Raw genomic sequence first — 20,848 nt, forward strand, 5'->3', positions numbered from 1 at the left:
GGGTTGTCGGGTGTATGGCCCCTGGCGCCGGTTCGCGGTTGCCCAAGGGAGGACCTGGCCCGCGTGGCGACGTTTCTGTTGATCCGCCATGCGGCCCATAATGACGTGGGGCAGCGGCTGTCCGGTCGGTTGCCGGGGCTCGAACTGAGCGCGGCCGGCCGCGCGCAGGCGGACGACCTGACACAACGGCTGCGCGCCGAACCGCTGGCGGCGGTGCGATCGAGCCCTCGCGAACGCACGGTCGCGACGGCGCAGGCGATCGCCGTGCCGCACGGCCTGACCGTCACGACCGAGGACGCGCTCGACGAGATCGATTTCGGCGACTGGGCCGGGCGGAGCTTCGCGTCGCTGGCCGGAGATCCCGTATGGGACGACTGGAACGGCGCGCGCGCCACGGGCACGGCGCCCGGCGGCGAGCGCATGGCGGACGCGCAGGTCCGGATCGTCCACCACCTGGCGGCGATCGCCGCGCACGAACCGCTAGGCTGCACCGCGATCGTCACGCATTGCGACATGATCCGTGCGATCGTGTGCCATCTGCTCGGCCTGTCGCTCGATCGCCTGCTGCGCCTCGCGGTGGAGCCGGCATCGGTGACGCGTATCGCCATGGATGGCGACGGCAGTGGCCAGCTATTGAGCCTGAACGAAGGGGGTTATCGATGACGACCGATTTGGCCACGAAGGTCGCGGCACTCGCGCCGTGGTTCCACAATATCGATCTGGGCGACGGCATCGCCACCGCGCCCGACCATTTCCTCGGCGATTATCCTCGCTCCAAGTTCCGCCGCTTCGCCGATGCGCTCCCGGCGGACATGAGCGGCAAGACGGTGCTCGACATCGGCTGCAACGCCGGCTTCTATTCGGTCGAGATGAAGCGCCGCGGCGCCGCGCGCGTGCTCGGGATCGACAGCGACGATCGCTATCTGGCACAGGCGCGGCTGGCGAGCGCGGCTTTGGGCTTCGAGGGGATCGAGTTCGCCAAGCTTTCGGTCTATGACGTGGCGGCGCTTCGCGAGCGGTTCGATCTCGTGATCTTCATGGGCGTGCTCTATCATTTGCGCCATCCGTTGCTCGCGCTCGACCTGATCCGCGAGCATGTCGTGGGCGACATGCTGTTGTTCCAGACGATGCAGCGCGGCAGCAACGCCGTGATCGACGTGCCCGAGGACCACCCCTTCCACGCCCCCGGCAGCTTCAAGCCGCCCGCGATCTTCGACGATCCGGCCTATCCGCGGATGCACTTCATCGAGCGCGAATATGCGCATGACTGGACCAACTGGTGGGCGCCGAATCGCGCGGGCAGCGAGGCGATGCTGCGCGCGGCGGGCTTCGCGATCGAGGCCCATCCCGAAGAGGAAGTCTATATCTGCCGCGTCGCCCCCGTTCCCTATGTGGAGTTCGGGCCGGCCGCGGTGTACCCGGCCCGTGGAGATGCCGCATGATCGAAGCCGCGATGATCTGGAACGAGCCCAACAACAAATCGCATTGGGACCCCGAGATCGACCCCGACTGGGCGATCTTTTCCGACACGGTGGTGCGCGCCGGCCGCGCGATCCATGCCGCCAACCCCGCGATCACGCGCGTGCTGGGCGGCATGTCACCGATCGACCCCGAATGGGTGAAGCGGCTGGAACGGCACGGCGCGCTGGACGCGGTCGACGCGGTCGCGGTGCACGGCTTTCCGCTCGACTGGAATCTGTGGCCGATCCACGCCTGGCCCGACAAGGTCGCCGAGATCGAGGCGGTGACGGACAAGCCGGTCTGGGTCACCGAGGTGGGCGTGGGCTCGTTCGGCGCGGAAGAGGTGCAGGTGTTCGGCATCCGGCGCACCGCCGAGCTGCTGCTCGGCCGCGTGCCGCGCGTCTATTGGTATTCGCTCTACGACCTGCCGCAAAGCTGGGGCGCGACGACGCGCCACCGCGAGGCGGAGGGATCGTCCTACTACCGGCATTTCTACATGGGCCTGATCCGCGAGGACGGCACCCCCAAGCCCGCGCTCGACGATTATGCGAAGGTCGCGGGCGAGATGGGGCTGATGCAGTGGTTCCATTACGAGGATCCGCGGCTGGACGAGGCAGTCGCCTGGATGAAGCGGCTCGGCACGCGCAAGCTGCGCACCGGCCTCAGCTGGGCCGACAGTTTCCGCCCGAACGCGACCGACTGGTTCGACCGGCAGATGGAGGCGCTCACCGATTTCGACGTGACCGTCACCTTCTGCTTCACGCCCGAGCATCTGGGCGTCGCGCCGCACCATACGAGCCCGCCGCGCGAGCCGCAGGCCTTTGCCGATTTCTGCGCGTGGATGATCGACCGCTACGCCCCCGCCCTCTCCGCCCAGACCCTCTCCGTACAGGCGGCCGGCTGATGCGCGCGGCGATCCTCACCGGCCCGGCCACGCTCGCGATCGAACATGTCGCCACGCCCGAGCCGGGCGCGGGGCAGGTACGGGTGAAGCTCGAAGGCTGCGGCGTGTGCGCGTCCAACGTCGAGCCCTATGCCGGCCAGCCCTGGTCCAGCTTCCCCGGCGCGCCGGGCGGGCTCGGCCATGAAGGCTGGGGCGTGATCGACGCGGTGGGCGCGGGCGTCGCCGATCGCGCGGTCGGCGAGCGGGTCGCGCTGCTGTCGGGCAACAGCTTTGCCGAATATGACGTCGCCGATGCCGATGCGGTCGTGCCGCTGCCGCCCGAACTCGCCGGCCAGCCCTTTCCCGGCGAACCGCTCGGCTGCGCGATGAACATCTTCCGCCGCAGCGACATCCAGGCGGGGCAGACGGTGGCGATCGTCGGCATCGGCTTTCTCGGCGCGGTGCTGACGCGGCTCGCGACCGAGGCGGGCGCACGGGTGATCGCGATCTCGCGCCGCCCCGAATCGCTTGCGCTCGCACGGCATTACGGCGCGGCCGAGACGATCCCGATGGACGATCACTGGGCGATCATCGACGCGGTGAAGGCGCTGACCGGCGACGCGCTGTGCGCGCGCGTGATCGAGGCGGTGGGCAAGCAATGGCCGCTCGACCTCGCCTCGGCGCTGGTCGGCATCGGCGGCAAGCTGATCGTGGCGGGCTATCACCAGGATGGCCCCCGCCAGGTCAACATGCAGGACTGGAACTGGAAGGGCATCGACGTGGTGAACGCGCACGAACGCGATCCGGCAGTGAATTTGCGCGGGCTGCGCGAGGCGGTCGCGGCGGTGGCGAGCGGGCGGCTCGACCCCGCGCCGCTCTACTCGCACCGTTACCCTATCGAGCGGCTCGGCGATGCGATCGACGCCACGCGCGACAAGCCCGAGGGCTTCGTGAAGGCGCTGGTGATGTTCGCATGAGCCGGCCGCGGGTGGGGTTCCTCGGCGTCGGCTGGATCGGCCGCCACCGCATGCAGGCGATGCTCGACACCGGCGCGATCGAGGCGGTCGCGGTCGCCGATCCCGCGCCCGCGATGGTCGTCGAGGCGCAGGCGCTCGCCCCCGGCGTGATGGCGGTCGAGTCGCTGGACGCCATGCTCGCGCTCGGCGTCGATGGCGTCGTGATCGCCAGCCCCAGCGCACTCCACGCCGATCAGGCGACCGCGGCCTTCGAAGCGGGCGTGGCCGTGTTCTGCCAAAAGCCGCTCGGCCGCGACGCCGCCGAGGCCGCGCGCGTCGTCGCCGCGGCCAAAGCGGCGGACCGGTTGCTGGGCGTCGATTTCTCCTACCGCCACACCGCGGGGATGGAAGCGATCGCTGCACTGGTGCGGGATGGCACGCTCGGGCCGATCCATGCGGTCGATCTGACGTTCCACAACGCCTACGGCCCTGACAAGCCGTGGTTCTACGATCGCGCGCAATCGGGCGGCGGGTGCGTGATGGATCTGGGCGTCCATCTCGTCGATCTCGCGCTCTGGACGCTGGGCTTCCCCGCGGCCGACGGGCCGGTCTGCGCACAGCTCTTCGCCGATGGCCGGCCGCTTACGGGCGTCGCGGTCGAAGATTTCGCGCTTGCCAGCATCGTGCTCGCGACCGGCACGGTGGTGCGGCTCGCCTGTTCGTGGCGGCTCCATGCCGGGCAGGATGCGGTCATCGAGGCGGCCTTTTACGGGCGCGACGGCGGGGCGGCGCTTCGCAACGTCGGCGGCTCGTTCTACGATTTCACCGCCGAACGCTTCGCCGGCACCACGCGCGAGACGCTGGCGACGCCGCCCGACGCCTGGGGCGGTCGCGCCGCCGCGGCCTGGGCGAGGCGGTTGGCGCAATCACCACGCTTCGATCCGGACAGCGAGACGGTCGTCGCGGTGTCGCGCGTGCTCGACCGGATCTACGCCGCCGCGCGCTGATGCTCGTCTATGGCGACCATGAACGCGTGGTCGATCCGCGCACGGAATGGGCGTCCTGCATCGCGCGCGGACAGGCGTTGCACGGCGGAAAGGCGGCCATCGAGCGGCACCAGCGACTCGTCCGGCTATTCGTCGCGATGTCGGGGGTCGTCCAGGGGCTCGCCGATGCCGCCTTCGCCACCACCGGCGCCGACGCGCACGGCCCGCTCGCCGCGGCCGGCCTGGACGCGCTGCGTGCGATGGCGCGGGCGATCGAGCGATCCTGGTCGAGCGGCCATGCCGACCAGCCCTGCCCCGCGCTGCCGACGCTCGACGCGTACGCGCTGCCCGATCGGGTAACGATCCGGCGGTGCGAGGGCTATGCCTATTACGCGCTCTATCCCGAGCTCTACCTCGCCGCGGCAGCGGCGCTGCCCAAGGGTGCGGTGGTGATCGGGCTGCGCAGCATCGGCACCGGGCTCGCGGCGCTGGCCGCGACGGTCTGCAACGCGGCGTTCGTCTGCACGGTACGGCCGGTGGGCGACGTGTTCGCGCGCACGCTGGCGATCGACCCCGCGCTCGCCGCGACGCTCACCGCGCTGCGCGATCGGCCGTTCGTGCTGGTGGACGAAGGACCGGGCCTGTCTGGCAGTTCGCTCGGTGGCGCGGCGGATTGGCTGGCCGGCATCGGCGTCACGGATATCCGCTTCCTGCCGAGCCATGACGGGCCGCTCGGGCCCCAGGCCTCGCCCGCGCACCGGACGCGGTGGGACGGCGCCGACCCCCCCGTGGCGCGGTTCGAGGATGTCGTGCTGCCGCGTCTTTCCGGCTGGTTCGCGGACGTGACGGGCGCGCCTCCCGCGCCGCTGCGTGACGTCTCAGGCGGTGGCTGGCGCGCGCCCGGCAGCGACGCGCCGGTCGATCCGAACCGCGAGGCACGCAAATATCGGCTGACGACCGCGCGTGGCGACTATCTGCTGAAGTTCGTCGGGCTGGACGACGAGGCCGCCGCCAAGTTCGATCGTGCCCGCGCGCTCCACGCCGCCGGCTTCGCCGCCGAGCCGCTGGCGCTGCGCCACGGTTTCCTGCTCGAACGCTGGATCGACGGCGCCGCACCGGCCGGCGACGCGGCGATCATCGCCGCGCTGCCCGCCTATCTGGCGTTTCGCGCAGCCGCGTTTCCCGCCCCTCCCGGCGCATCGCTGGCGGCGCTGGTGGCGGTGGCACGGCACAATCTGGCGGACGTGGCCGGCATCGGCGCGCTACTCGACGGCGTCGACCCCACCGCGCTCCAGCATCATGTCCGCGCCGTCCACGGCGATGCGCGGCTTCACCGCTGGGAATGGATCACGGGGCCGGACGGCCTGCGCAAGACCGACGCGATTGATCATTCGCAGGCGCATGATCTGGTCGGGCCGCAGGATATTGCGTGGGACCTGGCGGGCGCGATCGCCGAATATCCGTCGCTCGATCGCGCGACACTGATCGCCGCCGTCATGCCCGATCGCCCCGAGGCCGAGGCGCTCGTCGCCTGTCTACTGCCCTGCTATCTCGGCTTCCAGCGCGGCTGGTGGCGCTACGCCCCCGATGCCGCCGCACAAAGCGACTCCTATGCCGCGAAGGCGGCGGCGCTGGTCGCGGGGTAGAGCGAACGACGTGAGTCGATCCATTCTTCTACTCCGTTCGTGCTGAGCCTGTCCAAGCACGCGCTCCACAGGCGAACCTTCGTGTGTGGCACAGGCCCTTCGACAGGCTTAGGGCGAACGGGGTTAGGTTACATCGCTAGCTGCTAACCTGCCGGCGCGGGCACCACTGGCAGCCACAGCGCGCTGGCGCTCGCGCCGCCATGTTCGACGCTCACCGTCGCCTTTTTGTAATCGCCGGGCTTGGCGAAGAAGATGTTCGGCACGAAGGTCTGCGGGTTGCGGTCGTAGAGCGGGAACAGGCTCGACTGGACCTGCACCATGATCCGGTGGCCGGGCAGGAAAACGTGGTTCACCGCGGGCAGCCGGAATTTATACTCCTGCACCTTGCCCGCCGGGATCGCGCTTGGCTTCGAAAAGCTGTCGCGATAGCGGCCCCGGAAGATGTCGAGGCTGATCGCGAGCTGATAGCCGCCCATCGCCTTGTTGCTGGCGATCTCGTCGGGATAGACGTCGATCAGCTTGACGACCACGTCGCCGTCCGTTCCCGTCGTCCTGGCGAAGATGTCCGCCCAGGGCACGCCCGACACCGCGACGGGCGTGGCGAGCACGGGGGTCCGATAGCTCAGCACGTCGGTGCGTCCGTCGACCGAGCGCTGGTCGCTCACCAGCCAGGTCGGCCAGCGGCCGTCGCCGAAATTCACCGGGCGCGGCAGGTGCGGCACCGGATCGGCCGGATCGGAGACATAGCTGTCCTCACCGCGCGCGGGCTTCGCGAAGCCCAGCGCCTTGTTTGCGCCGAGATAGATCGGCGTCAGCGGGCCCGCGCATCCCGCCTCGCACACGCTCGGCCAGGCGGCGAAACGATCCCAGCGGTTCGCGCCGGTGTTGTAGATCGTGGCAGCGGGTGGATCATAGGCGGGCGCGCCGTCCTTCAAATAATGGTTGAAGAAGGGCAGCAGGATGTCGCGCCGCGCCTGGAGCGCGGTGTCGCCGTCGAACTCGAGCGGCCCGAGCGACGATCCGTTGTAATTGAACCCGCTATGCCGCCACGGCCCCATTAGCAGATGGTTGTTGCCCAGGTGCCCGGCCTTTTTCAGCGCCTCCCAGCTATGGATCGCGCCCCACATGTCCTCCTGGTCCCACAGCCCCTGTTCCCACAGCGTCGGCACGTTGGACGGGTTCGCGGCGAGCAGCGTGTCGAGCGCCTGCCCCTGCCAGAAGGCGTCATAGGCGGGATGCTGCGACATCCGGTTCCAGAAGGGCAGTTGGTCATATCCCGATTTCTTTGCCCAGTCCCCCGCCGAGATGTTCCGGAAATTCTCGTAATCGTCATAGCCGCCCGACGGCGGCGCCTTGCCCGCGCCCTTGTAGCCGGTCTGGCTGCCGAGCCAGCCGATATTGGTCAGCCGGAACGCGCCGTAATGGAACCAGTCGTCGCCCATCCACCCGTCGACCATCGGGCTTTCGGGCGCGGCGACCTTCAGCGCCGGGTGCGGCGCGAGCAGCGCCATCACCACGGTGAAGCCCTCGTAGCTCGATCCGAGCATCCCGACGCGGCCGTTCGATTCGGGCAGGTTCTGGTGCTTCACCAGCCAGTCGATCGTGTCATAGGCGTCGGTGACGTGATCGACCTTGGTGGGGTTGAGCGGGCCGATCACCGGGCGCGTGACGACGTAATCGCCCTCCGACCCGTATTTGCCGCGGATATCCTGGAACACGCGGATATAGCCAGCCTTCACGAACAGCTCGTCGCCCTCGGCGAGCGCGTTGACCATCTGCGGGCTGTCGGTGCGCGCGACCCGGCCCGAGGCGTTGTAGGGCGTCCGCGTCAGCAGGATCGGCGCGTGCGCGGCGCCCGTCGGCACGATGATGACGGTGTGAAGCCGCACCCCATCGCGCATCGGGATCATCACCTCGCGCTTGTCGAAATCGGCGACGACGGGCGGCGTGAACTTCGCCGGGATATCGCCCGCGGCGGCCTCGGTGCGGACGGACGCGTCCTTGGCCGCGGTCTGCGCCTGTGCGCCCGAAGCGAGCAACGTGGAGGCGAGAAGCAGAGACAGAGCGAGCCGCATCGATATCCTTTCGGGGTCGGCACCGCCGGACTGTCGCACGAACCTCCGGCCGGGCATGATGTTCAGGGAGTAAGCCGCTGGAATGGCGGTGGCAACCGATCCGACATGGCAAGCCGCCGCGGCTACCGCGCGGCGGAAAGCCGGGGCAGTTCGCCACGCATGATCGCGCCGTCACCATTGCGATCCAGCACCCCAAAACGCTGCTCAGCGGCATGGACGAACTCGGCACGATCGATCCCCCGATTGCCGTTGCCGTCGGCCGCCGCCACCGGCTCGGGCAGGTCTAGATACCCGTAGCGCGCGGCACCTTCGCTAACTTTCACCTTGGGCTTGGGGCTGCCGCCATTGCCGAAATGCATGCCCTGCCCGCCACCGCCGCCGCGCTCGTGCCGCATCGGTGCCTCGCCCTCGCTCTCGCGGCGTTCGCCCACGCGGATCTCGGGGGCGATGACGGTCTCGTAACGGTCGATCTCGGCCGGATCGATCTCGCCGTCATGGTTCGCATCGAGCACCGCGAAGAAGCGCAGCGCATCCGCCGCGAACTCGGCGCGCGTGATGTGGCCGTCATGATCGGCATCCGCGCCGTCGAACCAGATCCGCTCCGGGCCATGCGCCGCGCGGAACGGCTCGCCCATCGGGCTGATGAACAGCGGCTCGCGCGCCGCGGCCGGCGCGGCGCCCAGCAGCATCGCCGCCGCCGCCATCGCCCGTCTCACGCCCCGCCGCCGATCGCGCGCGCGGTATCCACCGCAAGCCGCAGCCGGTTGGTGCGGATCTGCAGCAACGCGCGCTCCGCATCCAGTGCGGCGGTCTGCGCGGTCACCACGTCGAGATAATCCGACGCGCCGTCGCGGTAGCGGATCAGCGCGAGATCGCGCGTGCGCTCGGCGGCGCGGGTGGCGGCCTGTTGCTCGCCCTCCTGCTCGGTCGCGGCGCGGGTGCGCGCCAGATCGTCCTCCACCTCGCGGAAGGCGGTCAGCACGGTGCTGCGGTAATTGGCCGCGGCCTCGTCATATTGCCCGCGGCTGATCCTGACGCGTGACCGCCGAGCGCCGCCGTCGAAGATCGACAGCGCCGCGGTCAGCGGGCCTAGCGCCCAGAAGCCGGTGGAGGCGCCGATCACCGCGGAGCCGGCCGTCTCGAACCCGCCGCCTACGCCGAGCGTGAGCGCGGGATAGAGGGCCGCGCGCGCCACGCCGATCCGCGCATTGGCGGCGGCGATCCGCCGCTCCGCCGCGGCGATGTCGGGCCGGCGCTCCAGCAGCGTCGACGGGATGCCCACCGGAATGGCGGGCGGCGGCGCCTGCCCATCGACGACGGGAATGGCGAAGCTCGAGGGGCTTTGCCCGATCAGCACCGCGATCGCATGTTCGAACGCCGCCCGGTCGCCCGACACGGCCGACAACTCCGCCCGCGCGCTCTGCAACAGGCTGGCGGAGCGGCTGACGTCGATCCCGGAAGCGATGCCGCCCGCATGGCGCGTGTCGGTCAGGTCGGACGCGCGCTGGAACGCGGCGACCGTCTGGCGCAGCAGCACGATCCGCGCATCGAGCCCGCGCATCTGGAAATAATCGTCCGCGAGGCTCGCCTGTAGCCCCAGCCGCACGCCGGCGACATCGGCCGCGCTCGCCTGCGCATCGGCGGTACTGGCGCGCACCGAATTGCGGACGCGGCCGAACAGATCGAGTTCGTAGCTGAGCGACGGGCCGACGCGGATATCGTTATAGGTCTGCGCGCCGGTGGCGCCGAGCGGCCGTTCGGCGGAAACGCGTGCGCGCTCCGCGGCGACGGCCAGATCGACGCTCGGCACCCGCGCCGCGCGCGCTACGCCCAGCGCGCCGCGCGCCTCGTCATAGCGCGCCACCGCCGCGGCGAGCGAGGGATTGTCGCGCTCGATCCGGTCTTCCAGCCCGCTCAGCACCGGATCGCCAAACGCCTCCCACCAGCGGCCCGGTGGCACGATCGTGGCGGCCGCGGACTGCCATGGACCGCCTTCCTTGTACGCGGGTGCGGCTTGGCTCGGCGGCACGTCATAGGCCGGCGCGAGCGAGCACCCCGCAAGCAAGGCGGAAATCGCGAGCCCCAGCCCGGCCCTAGCGCGCACGCTTCGCCCCGCCCGCCGCGATCCGCACCGCATCGCCGGTCTGAAGCGAATCGGGCGGATTGTCGATCACCCGGTCCGCCGCGGTCAGCCCGGCGCTGATCTCGACGCTGTCGCCATCGTCGCGGCCGATCGTGATCGTCTTGAGCAGCGCGCGGCCGTTCGGCCCCACCACCGCGACCTGCGTGCCCTTGGCGCCGATCACCAGCGCGCTGGACGGCAGGCGCACGCCCGATCCGCCGCCGGCGCCGACCGGGAACTTCACCTGCGCATAGGCGCCGGGCTTCAAGGCGCGATCGCCGTTCGCGGCCTGCAATTCCACCAACACCGTGCCCGATGCCGGATCGACCGCGCCGGCGGTGCGGGTCAGCGTCACGTCGAAGTCGCGGCCCGGATATTCGGGCACCGTCAGCACCGCATGAATCCCGGGATGAACGTCGCCCGAATAGGCCTGTGGCACGCGGACATAGACGCGCACCCGGCTGAAATCGGCGACCGTGAAGAGCGGCGCCGCGGCCGCATTGCCCGCGGTAACCAGCGCGCCGATCTGCGCCGAACGGCTGGTGACGGTGCCGTCGAACGGCGCGTCGATCCGGGTGAAGCCCTGAAGCGCACCGAGCCGGCGGACGTTCGCCTGCGCGGCGCTGGCGATCGCGGATTTCGCCGCAAGATCGCCGATCTTCTCGTCCGTCTCCTGCTTCGACACCGCGTCCTTCGCCAGCAGATCCTTCCAGCGCGTGGCGGTCGAGGCAGCGAGGCTGCGGTTGGCGGCGGCGGTGGCCAGATCGGCGCGCGCGGCGAGCACCTGCTGATCGACCTCGGGCGCATCGAGGATCGCGAGCGTCTGACCGCTGCGGACGTGATCGCCGATATCCACCAGCCAGCGCCGGACATAGCCGGTGGTCCGCGCGAAGATCGCTGCGCTGTTGAACGCCTGGACGTTGCCCGGCAACGTCAGCGCATCGGCGCTGCCTTCCGCGGCGGGGTGGATGACGCTGACCACGGGCGTGTCCTGCGCGCTCGTCCAGGTCGCGAGCTGGCGGTCGGACCGGCTGCGGCTGACGATGCCCCAGGCGACGAGCGCCAGCGCGACGATGGCGGCAACGATGCCGACGGTCTTGAGGGAGCCGCGGCGGGGCTCAGACATGGACGGGCTCCAGATTCGGTTCGGCGAGCCGGGTGCGGTCGCGGCGACGGTGGACGAGGCTGAAGATCACCGGCACGAACATCAGCGTGGCGATGGTCGCGACGATCAGCCCGCCGATCACGGCACGGCCGAGCGGCGCGTTCTGCTCGCCGCCTTCGCCGAGCCCCAGCGCCATCGGCAGCATGCCGATGATCATCGCGAGCGCGGTCATCAGCACGGGGCGGAAACGCGTCATCCCCGCCTCCATCGCCGCTTGGGTCGCGTTCCCCAGTTCGGCGAGCCGCTCGCGCGCGAAGCTGACGACGAGGATCGAGTTGGCGGTCGCGACGCCCATGCACATGATCGCGCCGGTGAGCGCGGGGACGGACAGCGTCGTGCCGGTCAGGAACAGCATCCACACGATGCCGGCGACCGCACCCGGCAGCGCGGTGATGATGACGAACGGATCGAGCCAGTTCTGGAAGTTCACCACGATCAGCAGATAGATCAGCACGATCGCCGCGATCAGGCCGAAGAACAGCCCCGAGAAGGCGGTCGTCATCGTCGCATATTGGCCGCGCAGCGTCACCGTCACGCCCTTGGGCGCCTGCGCCTTCATGCTGTCGATCGCATGCTGGATGTCGCCCGCCACGGCGCCCAGATCCCGCCCGTTGGGCGTCGCGAAGATATCGACCTCGGGCGCGATGTTATAGTGCGAGACGACCGCGTCCGACGTGGCACGCGTGATCCCGCCGATGCCGCCCAGCACCTGCGCGGGCCCGGGGCCCGTGCCGGTGATGGGAATGTTCGACAGGTCGCTGATCGAGCCTTCGCGATATTCTGGCGTCTGCGCGACGACCGAATAGGACACGCCGTTCTGCGGGTTGAGATAATAGACCGGTGCGGTCTGGCCGGTGCCGGCCAGCGACGAGGCGACGCTCGACGTCACGTCGCGCTCGGTCAGGCCCAATTGGCTCATCCGGCTGCGATCGACCGCGACGCGCAGTTCGGGATAGCGCGCCGATTGCTGGATGCGCGCATCGGCCACGCCGGGGATCGCCGCCATGCGGCGCATGATGGCCCGCGCATAGGCATAATTGGCCGCCTGATCCTTGCCCGACACCTGGACGTCGATCGGCGCCGGCGCACCGAAGTTCAGGATTTGGCTGGTGATGTCGGCGGGCAGGAACGAAAAGGTGCTGCCCGGGAACGCACCCGGCAACGTCTCGCGCATTCGGCGGACATAATCCGCGGTGGGCGCATGCCCCTCGGCGAGCTGGATCAGGATGTCGCCGTCCTGCGGGCCGATCGTGCCGGAGTTGTTGTAGGCGGTGTTGAGCGAGCTGACCGGCAGCCCGATATTGTCGACCAGCGAGACGAGTTCGTTCGCCGGAATGATCTGGCGCACGCGTTGCGCGATCCGGTCGAACTCGGCCGACGTACCCTCGATCCGCGACCCGATCGGCGCGCGGACGTGCATCGTGATCTGCCCCGCATCGACCGCCGGGAAGAAATTCCGCCCGAGGAACGGCACCAGCAGGAACGACAGCAGCACCACGGCGAGGAAGCCGAAGACGAACGGCTTGCCCGTGCCCAGCGCGCGTTCGAGCAGGCCCCCATAGCCGCGACGCAGCCGTTCGAAGCGATCCTCGAACCCGCGCTGGAACCGCACCAGCGGGTTGCGGGACCCCGGCGTACCCGCCGCGTGCTGGTCGTGATCGCTGCCGTCGCCATGCGGGCGCAGCAGGTACATCGCCATCGTGGGCACCAGCGTGCGCGACAGGACGAAGCTGGCGATCATGGCGAAGACGACGGCGAGGGCCAGCGGCACGAACAGGAACCCCGCGACGCCGGGCAGGAAGAACATCGGCACGAACACGATGCAGATGCACAGCAGCGAGACGAAGGCCGGCGTCACGATCTGCGCCGCGCCGTCGAGGATCGCCTCCGTCACGCCTTTGCCCTGCTCGAGATGCCAGTTGATGTTCTCGATCGTGACGGTCGCATCGTCGACGAGAATGCCGACCGCGAGGCTGAGGCCGCCCAGCGTCATGATGTTGAGCGTCTGCCCGGTGGCGGACAGCGCGATGATCGCCGCCAGAATGGCGAGCGGAATCGAGATCGCGATGATGACGGTGGAGCGCCACGATCCCAGGAACAGCAGGATCATCAGGCTGGTCAGCGCCGCGGCGATCGCGCCTTCCTTCACCACGCCCGAAACGGCAGCCTTCACGAAGAGCGACTGATCGCCGATCGGCACGATCTTGAGCGTGGAGGGCAGCGTCTCCTGGATCTTGGGCAGCGCGTCCTTGATCCCCTGGACGATCGCCAGCGTCGAGGTCGAGCCGTTCTTCAGGATCGTCATCAGCACCGAACGCGATCCGTCGACATGGACGACGTTGGTCTGCGGCGCGGATCCGTCGCGCACATGCGCTACGTCGCGCATATAGATCGTCGCGCCGTTCACCACCTTTACCGGCAGGTCGTTCAACTCGTCGATCGAATTGGGCGCGTTGTTGAGACGGACATTATACTGGAGACCGCCGATCTTGGCGAAGCCGGCGGGGTTGATCTGGTTCTGCGCGGCGATCGCGTTGCCCACGTCCTGCGCGGACAGACCCTTGGATTGGAGCGCCTGCGGATCGAGGTCGATCTGCACCTGGCGCTGGCGTCCGCCCGAGGGATAGGGGATCGCGGCGCCGGGCACGGTGACGAGGCCCGGGCGGATCTGGTTCTGCGCCAGATCGAACAGCTTGCCTTCGCTCAGCCCCTTGCCCGACAAAGCGAGCTGGACGATCGGCACCGTCGCCGCGCTGTAGTTCAGGATCAGCGGCGGCGTGATGCCGGGTGGCAATTGCTTCAGGATCGTCTGTGACACGCTCGTCACCTGCGCGGTCGCGGTGCGGATGTCGGCCTTGGGCTGGAAATAGATCTTCACCACACCGATGCCGGGCATCGACTGGCTCTCGACGTGATCGATATCGTTGACCGTCGTCGTCAGCGTCCGCTCAAACGGCGTCATGATCCGGCCGGCCATGTCCGCCGGCGCCAGGCCGCTATATTGCCACGCGACCGCGATCACGGGCACGCGGATGTCGGGAAAAATATCGACGGGCGTGCGGATCGCCGCCAACACCCCGCCGATCGCGATCAGGATCGCCATGACGATGAAGGTGAGCGGCCGCGACAGCGCGACCCGAACGATGCCGATCATCGCGCGACACCCGATGCGCCGCCGGCGCAGCGCCGTACGATGGCGCAGTGCAGCGTAAGACCGGAAAGTGGTTCTGGGATTATCAAGACGAGACCTGAATCGATGAACGCTCCGTTTCTACCGCAAATGCTGCATTGCGAAAGCCAAAATCGACATCAAGGCTGCCCTATTTCATCGACCTGTCATGTTAGGGGTTCCGGCCGGCCGGAACCCCCTTTGGTTCAGCGAAAGCGGCCGGCGAGCGAGACGCCGATCACGCGCGGGTCGTTGTACACGGCGGCCAGGTAATTCTCGATCACGCCCTTCAGGTTGCGCGCGTTGGTGATGTTGCGCGCGAAGGCCGCGATCTCGTAGCGGCCATTGTCGATGCTGTAGCCAATCCGCGCGCCACCCTCGAAATTGCCGTTCGAGGAAAATTCGGCCGAACGGTAGAGGACGAACTGGGTGTAGCCCTGCAGGTTCCAGTCGGTCGCGAGGAACAGCTTGCCGTTCGCGGTCACGGGAATATCGTAACGCGCCGTCGCGTTGAAATTATAGGTGGGGGCGTTCGGCAGCGGGCTGTTGTTGATCTGCGCGAAGGTGTTCGCGCCCACCTTGATCGTGGGCTGGAGCACGGTGCACACCACTTGCCCGTTGAGCGCACACACCTGTGCATAGACGTTCTTGTCGCGGATTTCCGTGCTGAGCGCGCTATAGCCGAGCGTCAGCGTCAGGTTGCGCATCAGGCGCAGTTCGGCATCGCCTTCCACGCCATAGCCGTTGGCGTGATCGGCGTTGAACAGCACGCCGTTGCCGTTCACGTCATTGCCGTTCAACTGGATGTTGCGCACCGTATAGGCGAAGGCGGTGGCGTTGAGGCGCAGCTTGCCATCGAACATCACGCTCTTGAAACCGCCTTCGAACGAGGTGTTCGTTTCCGAATTCGCCGTCGTGAAATCGGAATTGAACACCGCCGAGCGGCCCTGGATGGTGGGGCCGCGGAACCCGCGCGCGGCGCGTAGATACAGGCTGAGATCCGGCGTTGCCTGATAGAGCAGGCTCGCATCCCAACTCGGCTGCGTGTCGGACAGGCGGACGTAGCGGCGCCCCGTATAGGTGGAGACGCCCGCGACCGTGTTCGCCGTCTGGAGCAGCGCGGTGCGCTTGGTATCCTTGGTCTCGCGGCCGCCGACCGTCAGCGTGAGATCGGGCAGGATCTTGTAGCTGGCTTGGCCGAAGAACGCCCAGGAGGTGTTCACGTCGCGCAGCAGCACATAGTTGTTAGGATTGCGCGCCGCGGTCGTCAGGAAATAGGCGCGCTGGTCGAATTCGGTCAGATCGACGTTGCTGAAATAGATGCCGCCGACCTGCCAGGTGAAGGGCCGATCGGACGCGCTCGCCAGCCGCAGTTCTTCGGTCCACTGGTCGAGATAGCGGATCTGGCCCTGGCTCTGGCCATAGCCGTTCGCCACGCCGTTGACCGGGAAGTTGGCCGCCGCGCCGCCATCGGTGTCGCCGCGGCTATAGCCGTGCGTCGTTTCATAGGCGGTGATCGAGGTGAGCGTCGGCCCGCCGAAATCATAGGCGACTTTCACCGAGCCGCCATAGGTGTGATAGGCCTGAGGATTGTCGTCACCTTCGTCGAACGCGACCTGGGTGCGCGAGGCACTGGACTGGTTGCTGCCCTTGGTCAGCGCGCCGCGCAGGAACAGCGTCGAGGTGCCGTTATAGTCGCGCGCATGGCCCGAGCCGAGGATCGACAGGCTGTCGGTGGGCGTCAGCAGCAATTGCAGACGGATATCGCGGTCGTTGAAGCCGCCCATCGCGTCCTTGCGCGGCACCGGGGTGCTGTCCGCACTCGGGCCCGAATAGACGTTGTCGACGTAATTGTCGCGGTGCTGGTAGAGGCCGGACAGGCGGAACGCGATCTTGTCCGCCACGATCGGGCCGCCGATGCCGCCGTCGAACGTCACCGTGTTGAAGCTGCCATAGGAGGCCGAGGCGCGGCCCTCGAAATCCTGCGTCGGGCGCAGCGTGTCGAACTTGATGATGCCCGCGGTGGTGTTGCGGCCGAACAGCGATCCCTGTGGCCCGCGCAGCACCTCGACCTGGCTCACGTCGAACACCGGATTGGATTTCAGCACGACATGTTCGAGGACGACATCGTCCTGGATGATCGTCACCGGCTGCGAGGCGCCGAGATAGAAATCGATATTGCCGAGCCCGCGAATGTAGAAGCGCGGAAAGATGCGGCCGGTCGTCGTCTCGGCGTAAAGGCTCGGCACGCGGCCCGACAGCGACAGCAGCGTGTCGTCGCCGCTGGCCTGGAACGCGCGCAGGTCCGCCCCGCTCACCACGCCCACCGACACCGGCACGCGCTGCAGATTTTCGGAACGCCGTTCTGCGGTGACCACCACGTCGGCGACGCCGTCGGCCGGCTGGTCGCCCTGCCCGCTGGCCGCCATGGGCGCACCGGCCGGCGCATCCTGCGCATAGGCGGGTGCGATCCCCACCAGTGCCCCTGCGGCCACGCCACACCACAGCATCGTTCCGAACGCACGCATGTCTCTGTCCCCTTATGTCCGCCGATCCCCGGATCGGCGGTGCCCGGTCGATCCCTGATCGTCCCGCGCCTGCCCTCGGGCGGCCTCTAGAGCGACGGCGTGGCGGTTTTGTGACAAGGTCGTTACCATCGTCCGTCGCCCACCCGCCGCAATCCCGCACTGGCGCAGGGCGGGGCGTCGCTCCATGGTGGCACCGCGGCGGCGCTTGCGTCGTTGCAGTCGCCATCGTTTCCGAAAGCCCGCGTTGACCACTCCGCAGATCCTTGCCTTCGCCCTCGTCGCCGGGACGGTCGCGACCTTCGCCTGGGGCCGGTTTCGCTATGACCTGGTGTCGCTCGTGGCGCTGGTGATCGGCATGGCGATCGGGATCGTGCCCGTGAAGGCGGCGTTTTCAGGCTTCACCAGTGACGTGGTCGTCATCATCGCCTCCGCGCTCGTCATCAGCGCGGCGGTCGCACGATCGGGGGTGGTGGAAACGGCGATCCGCCCGCTGCTCGCGCATCTGACCTCGCTGGCGATGCAAGTGCCCGCGCTCGCCGGGGCGACGGCGCTGCTGTCGGTGGTGACCAAGAATGTCGGCGCGCTCGCCATCCTGATGCCGACCGCGATCAAGCTCGGACGGACGGAGGGCAGCTCGGTTTCCGCCCTGCTGATGCCGATGGCGTTCATGTCGCTGCTCGGCGGCCTCGTCACGCTCGTCGGCACGTCGACCAACATCATCGTCAGCCAGGTGCGCGAGGAAACGCTGGGCAAGCCGTTCGCGATGTTCGATTTCGCACCGGTGGGGCTCGCGCTGACGCTGCTCGGCTTCGTCGTCGTGTCGATCGGCTGGCGGGTGCTGCCGCGCGACCGGCCGTCCGCGGCGGGCATCGCGGATCTGGCGGGGGACGCCGCCTATGCGACGGAGGCGACCGTGCCCGACGCGCTCGACCCGGCTTTCGCGACCATCGCCGATCTGGACTTCGGGCGCGACGGGGTGACGCTCGCCGCGATCGTGCGGGCCGGCGGCGTGCGGGTGGCGGCCGCCGCCGACGCGGCGTTGATGCCGGGCGACATATTGGTGCTGGAGGGCGAGGACGCGGGGCTGGCGCGCATGTTCGCACGCCTGCCGCTGCGCCCCGCGCGCGACGACCGCGACGTGGCGGAGGAGCCGAGCGAAGAGGTCCGCTCGATCGAGGTGACGATCCAGCCCGGATCCGAGCTAATCGGCCAGTCCGCCGCCCGCACGCGGATGCAGGATCGCTACGGCGTCAAGCTGCTTGCCGTGGGGCGGAGCGACGAACGCATCACGCAGCGACTACGCGAAGTGACGCTGAAGGCGGGCGACGTGCTGCTGATCCAGGGTGGCGAAAAGGCGTTTCCCGAATTCATGCGCACGCTGTCGCTGCTGCCGCTCGCCGAACGCGTCGTGAAGCTGGGCGATCGGCGGCAGCGGCTTGGCCCGATCGCCATCCTGGCGGCGGCGATCCTGCTGATCGGCACGGGCACGATTCCCGTCGTGGCGGGGTTCTTCGGCGCGGCGGTGATGATCGTGGCGATCGGCGCGCTGCCGATGCGCGAGGCCTATGGCGCGCTGGAGCCCGAAGTGCTCGTCCTGATCGGCGCGCTGACGCCGCTGAGCGAAGCAGTGCAGCATACCGGTGGCACCGCGCTGATCGCCGCAGGGCTCGCGCATCTGCTGACGGGGATCGCGCCGCTGCTGGTGCTGGGCACGCTGATGGTCACCGCCATGGCCTGTTCGCCGTTCCTTCACAACGCGCCGACCGTGCTGGTGCTGGGGCCGATCGCGGTCTCGGTCGCGCAGCGGCTCCACCTCAATCCCGATCCGTTCCTGATGGCGGTGGCGACGGGGGCTGGCTGCGATTTCCTCACCCCCGTCGGCCATCAGTGCAACACGCTCGTGATGGGCCCGGGCGGCTACCGGTTCGGCGATTACTGGAAGCTCGGGCTGCCCTTGTCGATCATGGTTATCCTGGTCGGCGTTCCGCTGATCGCCTGGGTCTGGCCGCTCACATGACCCGCCGGATGCCCGCCCCGCTGCGCACGCTGCTCCGCCAGGCCACCGCGTTCCGCCGCAGGCTGCGCCGCAGCGAGGCGACGTTCATCATCCTCGCGGTGGTGGTGGGATCGGTCACGGGCGGACTGTCGGTCGCGCTCGGCACGGCGGCGCACGCGCTGCAGGCGCTGCTGTTCGGGTTGCCGGGCGAGATGCGGCTGAGCGCGATGCCGCATCTGCCCTGGTCGCGGCTGCTGGCGCTGCCCGCCGGCGGCGCGGTGCTCGGTCTGCTGCAATATGCGCTGGAACGCTGGCGTCGCCGCACCCCGGTCGACGTGGTGGAAGCCAATGCGCTGCACGGCGGCGCGGTGCCGTGGCGCGACAGCCTGAGCGTCACCGCGCAGACCTTCGCATCCAACGGCTTCGGCGCGTCGGTGGGGCTGGAGGCCGCCTATGCGCAGGTCGGCGGCGGCCTCGCCTCGGTGATCGGGCGGCGGCTGAGCATCCGCCGGTCCGATCTGCGCATCCTGGTGGGCGCAGGCGCGGGCGCCGCCATCGGCGCGGCGTTCGGCGCACCGCTCACCGGCGCCTTCTATGCGTTCGAGATCGTGATCGGCGCCTATACCCCGGCGGCGATCGCGCCCGTCGCGGCCGCCGCGATCGCCGGCGTGGCGACCGCGCGCAGTCTGGGCGGGGTGCCCTATCTCATCACCGTGTCGAGCGTGGGCGTCACCCGCAACATGGATTATCTGGCGTTCGTCGGCATCGGCCTCGCCTGCGCGTTCGTGGGAATCGCGCTGATGCGCTCGGTCAGCCTGGTGGAGGCGGGCGTGCGGCGGATCGGGCTGCCCGCCGCGGCCCGACCTTTCCTGGGCGGGCTGCTGCTGATGCCGATCGCCTTCCTCTCGCCCGAGGCGCTGTCGGCGGGCCATGGCGCCTTGCACCTGACGCTGGCGGGCGATGCGCCGATCCTGATCCTGTGCGGCGTGCTCGCCCTCAAATGGCTCGCCTCCTCGGTGTCGCTCGGCTTCGGGTTTCGCGGCGGGCTATTCTTCGCCTCGCTGTTTCTCGGCGTCCTGGTCGGCCGGATCTATGCGGGCGCGACCGAAATCCTGCTGCCCGGCGCGCCGCATCTGTGGACGCAGGACGCGGCCTTGGTGGGCATGGCGGCGCTGGCGGTCGCGGTGATCGGCGGACCGATGACGATGACGTTCCTGGTGCTGGAGGCGACGCGCGACTTCCAGCTCGCCGCGATCGTCCTCACCGCATCCCTGGTGGCGAGCGCGGTGGTGCGCGAACTCTTCGGTTACAGCTTCTCCACCTGGCGGTTGCATCTGCGCGGCGAGGTGATCCGGTCGGCGCGCGACATCGGCTGGGTGCGCCAGTTGACCGCGCGGTCGATGATGCGCGCGGCCCCGGTGACCGCGCCTGCCGCCATCACCATCGCCGCGCTGCGCCGCCGCGTGCCGCTCGGCTCGACCGGCCGGATCATCCTGCTCGACGCGGAGGATCGTTATGCCGGCATCGTCGCCACCACCGATGCGTTCGCCGACGGCGTCGACTGCGACGCGGCCGCCGCCACGCTCGCGCGGCGGCCCGACGAGACGATCGATCCCGCCCGCAACATCACCGAGGTCATGCAGGTGTTCGACCGGCTGGGCGTGGACGATCTGGCGGTGGTGGCGGCCGATGGCGCGCTGCTCGGCACGCTCACCGAGGCGCATGTGCGCAAGCGCTATGCCAACGAACTCGAACGCAGCCAGCGCGAACTGTTTGGCGAGGCCTGAAAAAATTTGGCGGATGCGCGACGGAAATCGCGGATCGCTGCGTTCTACCCTGTACGGCGCCAAACGAAGCGCCC

General features: G+C 69.0%; 14 protein-coding genes. 8 read left to right on the forward strand and 6 right to left on the reverse strand.

The genetic code is table 11. From position 1 onward, the window contains the following. Window positions 1-63: 63 nt before the first annotated feature. From L8H00_RS11730 to L8H00_RS11755, 6 genes are read left to right on the forward strand one after another with little or no spacing between them, the layout of a single operon-like run. Complete coding sequence (locus tag L8H00_RS11730) at window positions 64-663, forward strand: histidine phosphatase family protein (protein WP_242097529.1); 600 nt, start codon at window positions 64-66, stop codon at window positions 661-663. Next, the gene (locus L8H00_RS11735; protein WP_242097530.1) at window positions 660-1,442 is read left to right on the forward strand and encodes a TIGR04290 family methyltransferase; all 783 of its coding nucleotides are present in this window, start codon (window positions 660-662) and stop codon (window positions 1,440-1,442) included. The genes L8H00_RS11730 and L8H00_RS11735 overlap by 4 nt, the downstream gene beginning before the upstream one ends. Continuing rightward, complete coding sequence (locus tag L8H00_RS11740; protein WP_242097531.1) at window positions 1,439-2,365, forward strand: glycosyl hydrolase; 927 nt, start codon at window positions 1,439-1,441, stop codon at window positions 2,363-2,365. The genes L8H00_RS11735 and L8H00_RS11740 overlap by 4 nt, the downstream gene beginning before the upstream one ends. Further along, complete coding sequence (locus L8H00_RS11745) at window positions 2,365-3,321, forward strand: zinc-binding dehydrogenase (protein ID WP_242097532.1); 957 nt, start codon at window positions 2,365-2,367, stop codon at window positions 3,319-3,321. Before L8H00_RS11740 ends, L8H00_RS11745 begins: the two co-directional genes overlap by 1 nt. Continuing rightward, entirely contained in the window at window positions 3,318-4,307 is a 990-nt protein-coding gene (locus L8H00_RS11750) for a Gfo/Idh/MocA family oxidoreductase (RefSeq protein ID WP_242097533.1), read from the forward strand. Before L8H00_RS11745 ends, L8H00_RS11750 begins: the two co-directional genes overlap by 4 nt. After that, window positions 4,307-5,932 carry a hypothetical protein gene (locus L8H00_RS11755; protein ID WP_242097534.1) on the forward strand — a complete coding sequence of 542 codons (1,626 nt, stop codon included), beginning with the start codon at window positions 4,307-4,309 and terminating at the stop codon, window positions 5,930-5,932. Before L8H00_RS11750 ends, L8H00_RS11755 begins: the two co-directional genes overlap by 1 nt. 143 nt (window positions 5,933-6,075) lie before the next feature. Here the strand turns inward: L8H00_RS11755 and L8H00_RS11760 are convergent, their stop codons facing one another. The 6 genes from L8H00_RS11760 to L8H00_RS11785 form a co-directional block, all read right to left on the reverse strand. Next, window positions 6,076-8,007, reverse strand: a complete 1,932-nt coding sequence (locus L8H00_RS11760; RefSeq protein ID WP_242097535.1) for a CocE/NonD family hydrolase — start codon at window positions 8,005-8,007, stop codon at window positions 6,076-6,078. Between the two features lie 122 nt (window positions 8,008-8,129). Continuing rightward, entirely contained in the window at window positions 8,130-8,723 is a 594-nt protein-coding gene (locus L8H00_RS11765) for a hypothetical protein (protein ID WP_242097536.1), read from the reverse strand. Beyond that, window positions 8,720-10,144 carry an efflux transporter outer membrane subunit gene (locus L8H00_RS11770; RefSeq protein WP_242097537.1) on the reverse strand — a complete coding sequence of 475 codons (1,425 nt, stop codon included), beginning with the start codon at window positions 10,142-10,144 and terminating at the stop codon, window positions 8,720-8,722. The genes L8H00_RS11765 and L8H00_RS11770 overlap by 4 nt, the downstream gene beginning before the upstream one ends. Beyond that, window positions 10,101-11,255 carry an efflux RND transporter periplasmic adaptor subunit gene (locus L8H00_RS11775; RefSeq protein ID WP_242097538.1) on the reverse strand — a complete coding sequence of 385 codons (1,155 nt, stop codon included), beginning with the start codon at window positions 11,253-11,255 and terminating at the stop codon, window positions 10,101-10,103. Before L8H00_RS11775 ends, L8H00_RS11770 begins: the two co-directional genes overlap by 44 nt. Next, entirely contained in the window at window positions 11,248-14,448 is a 3,201-nt protein-coding gene (locus L8H00_RS11780) for an efflux RND transporter permease subunit (protein ID WP_242097539.1), read from the reverse strand. The genes L8H00_RS11775 and L8H00_RS11780 overlap by 8 nt, the downstream gene beginning before the upstream one ends. 221 nt (window positions 14,449-14,669) lie before the next feature. After that, the gene (locus tag L8H00_RS11785; RefSeq protein ID WP_242097540.1) at window positions 14,670-16,991 is read right to left on the reverse strand and encodes a TonB-dependent receptor; all 2,322 of its coding nucleotides are present in this window, start codon (window positions 16,989-16,991) and stop codon (window positions 14,670-14,672) included. Window positions 16,992-17,235: 244 nt separating this feature from the next. Between L8H00_RS11785 and L8H00_RS11790 the strand changes: the two genes are divergently transcribed. Further along, window positions 17,236-19,008 carry an SLC13 family permease gene (locus L8H00_RS11790; protein ID WP_242097541.1) on the forward strand — a complete coding sequence of 591 codons (1,773 nt, stop codon included), beginning with the start codon at window positions 17,236-17,238 and terminating at the stop codon, window positions 19,006-19,008. Next, window positions 19,005-20,774, forward strand: coding sequence for a chloride channel protein (locus tag L8H00_RS11795; protein WP_242097542.1), 1,770 nt, complete (start codon window positions 19,005-19,007; stop codon window positions 20,772-20,774). Before L8H00_RS11790 ends, L8H00_RS11795 begins: the two co-directional genes overlap by 4 nt. Window positions 20,775-20,848 lie beyond the last annotated feature (74 nt).

The sequence above is a fragment of the Sphingomonas sp. CROZ-RG-20F-R02-07 genome, from assembly GCF_022662335.1.
GTDB lineage: Bacteria > Pseudomonadota > Alphaproteobacteria > Sphingomonadales > Sphingomonadaceae > Sphingomonas.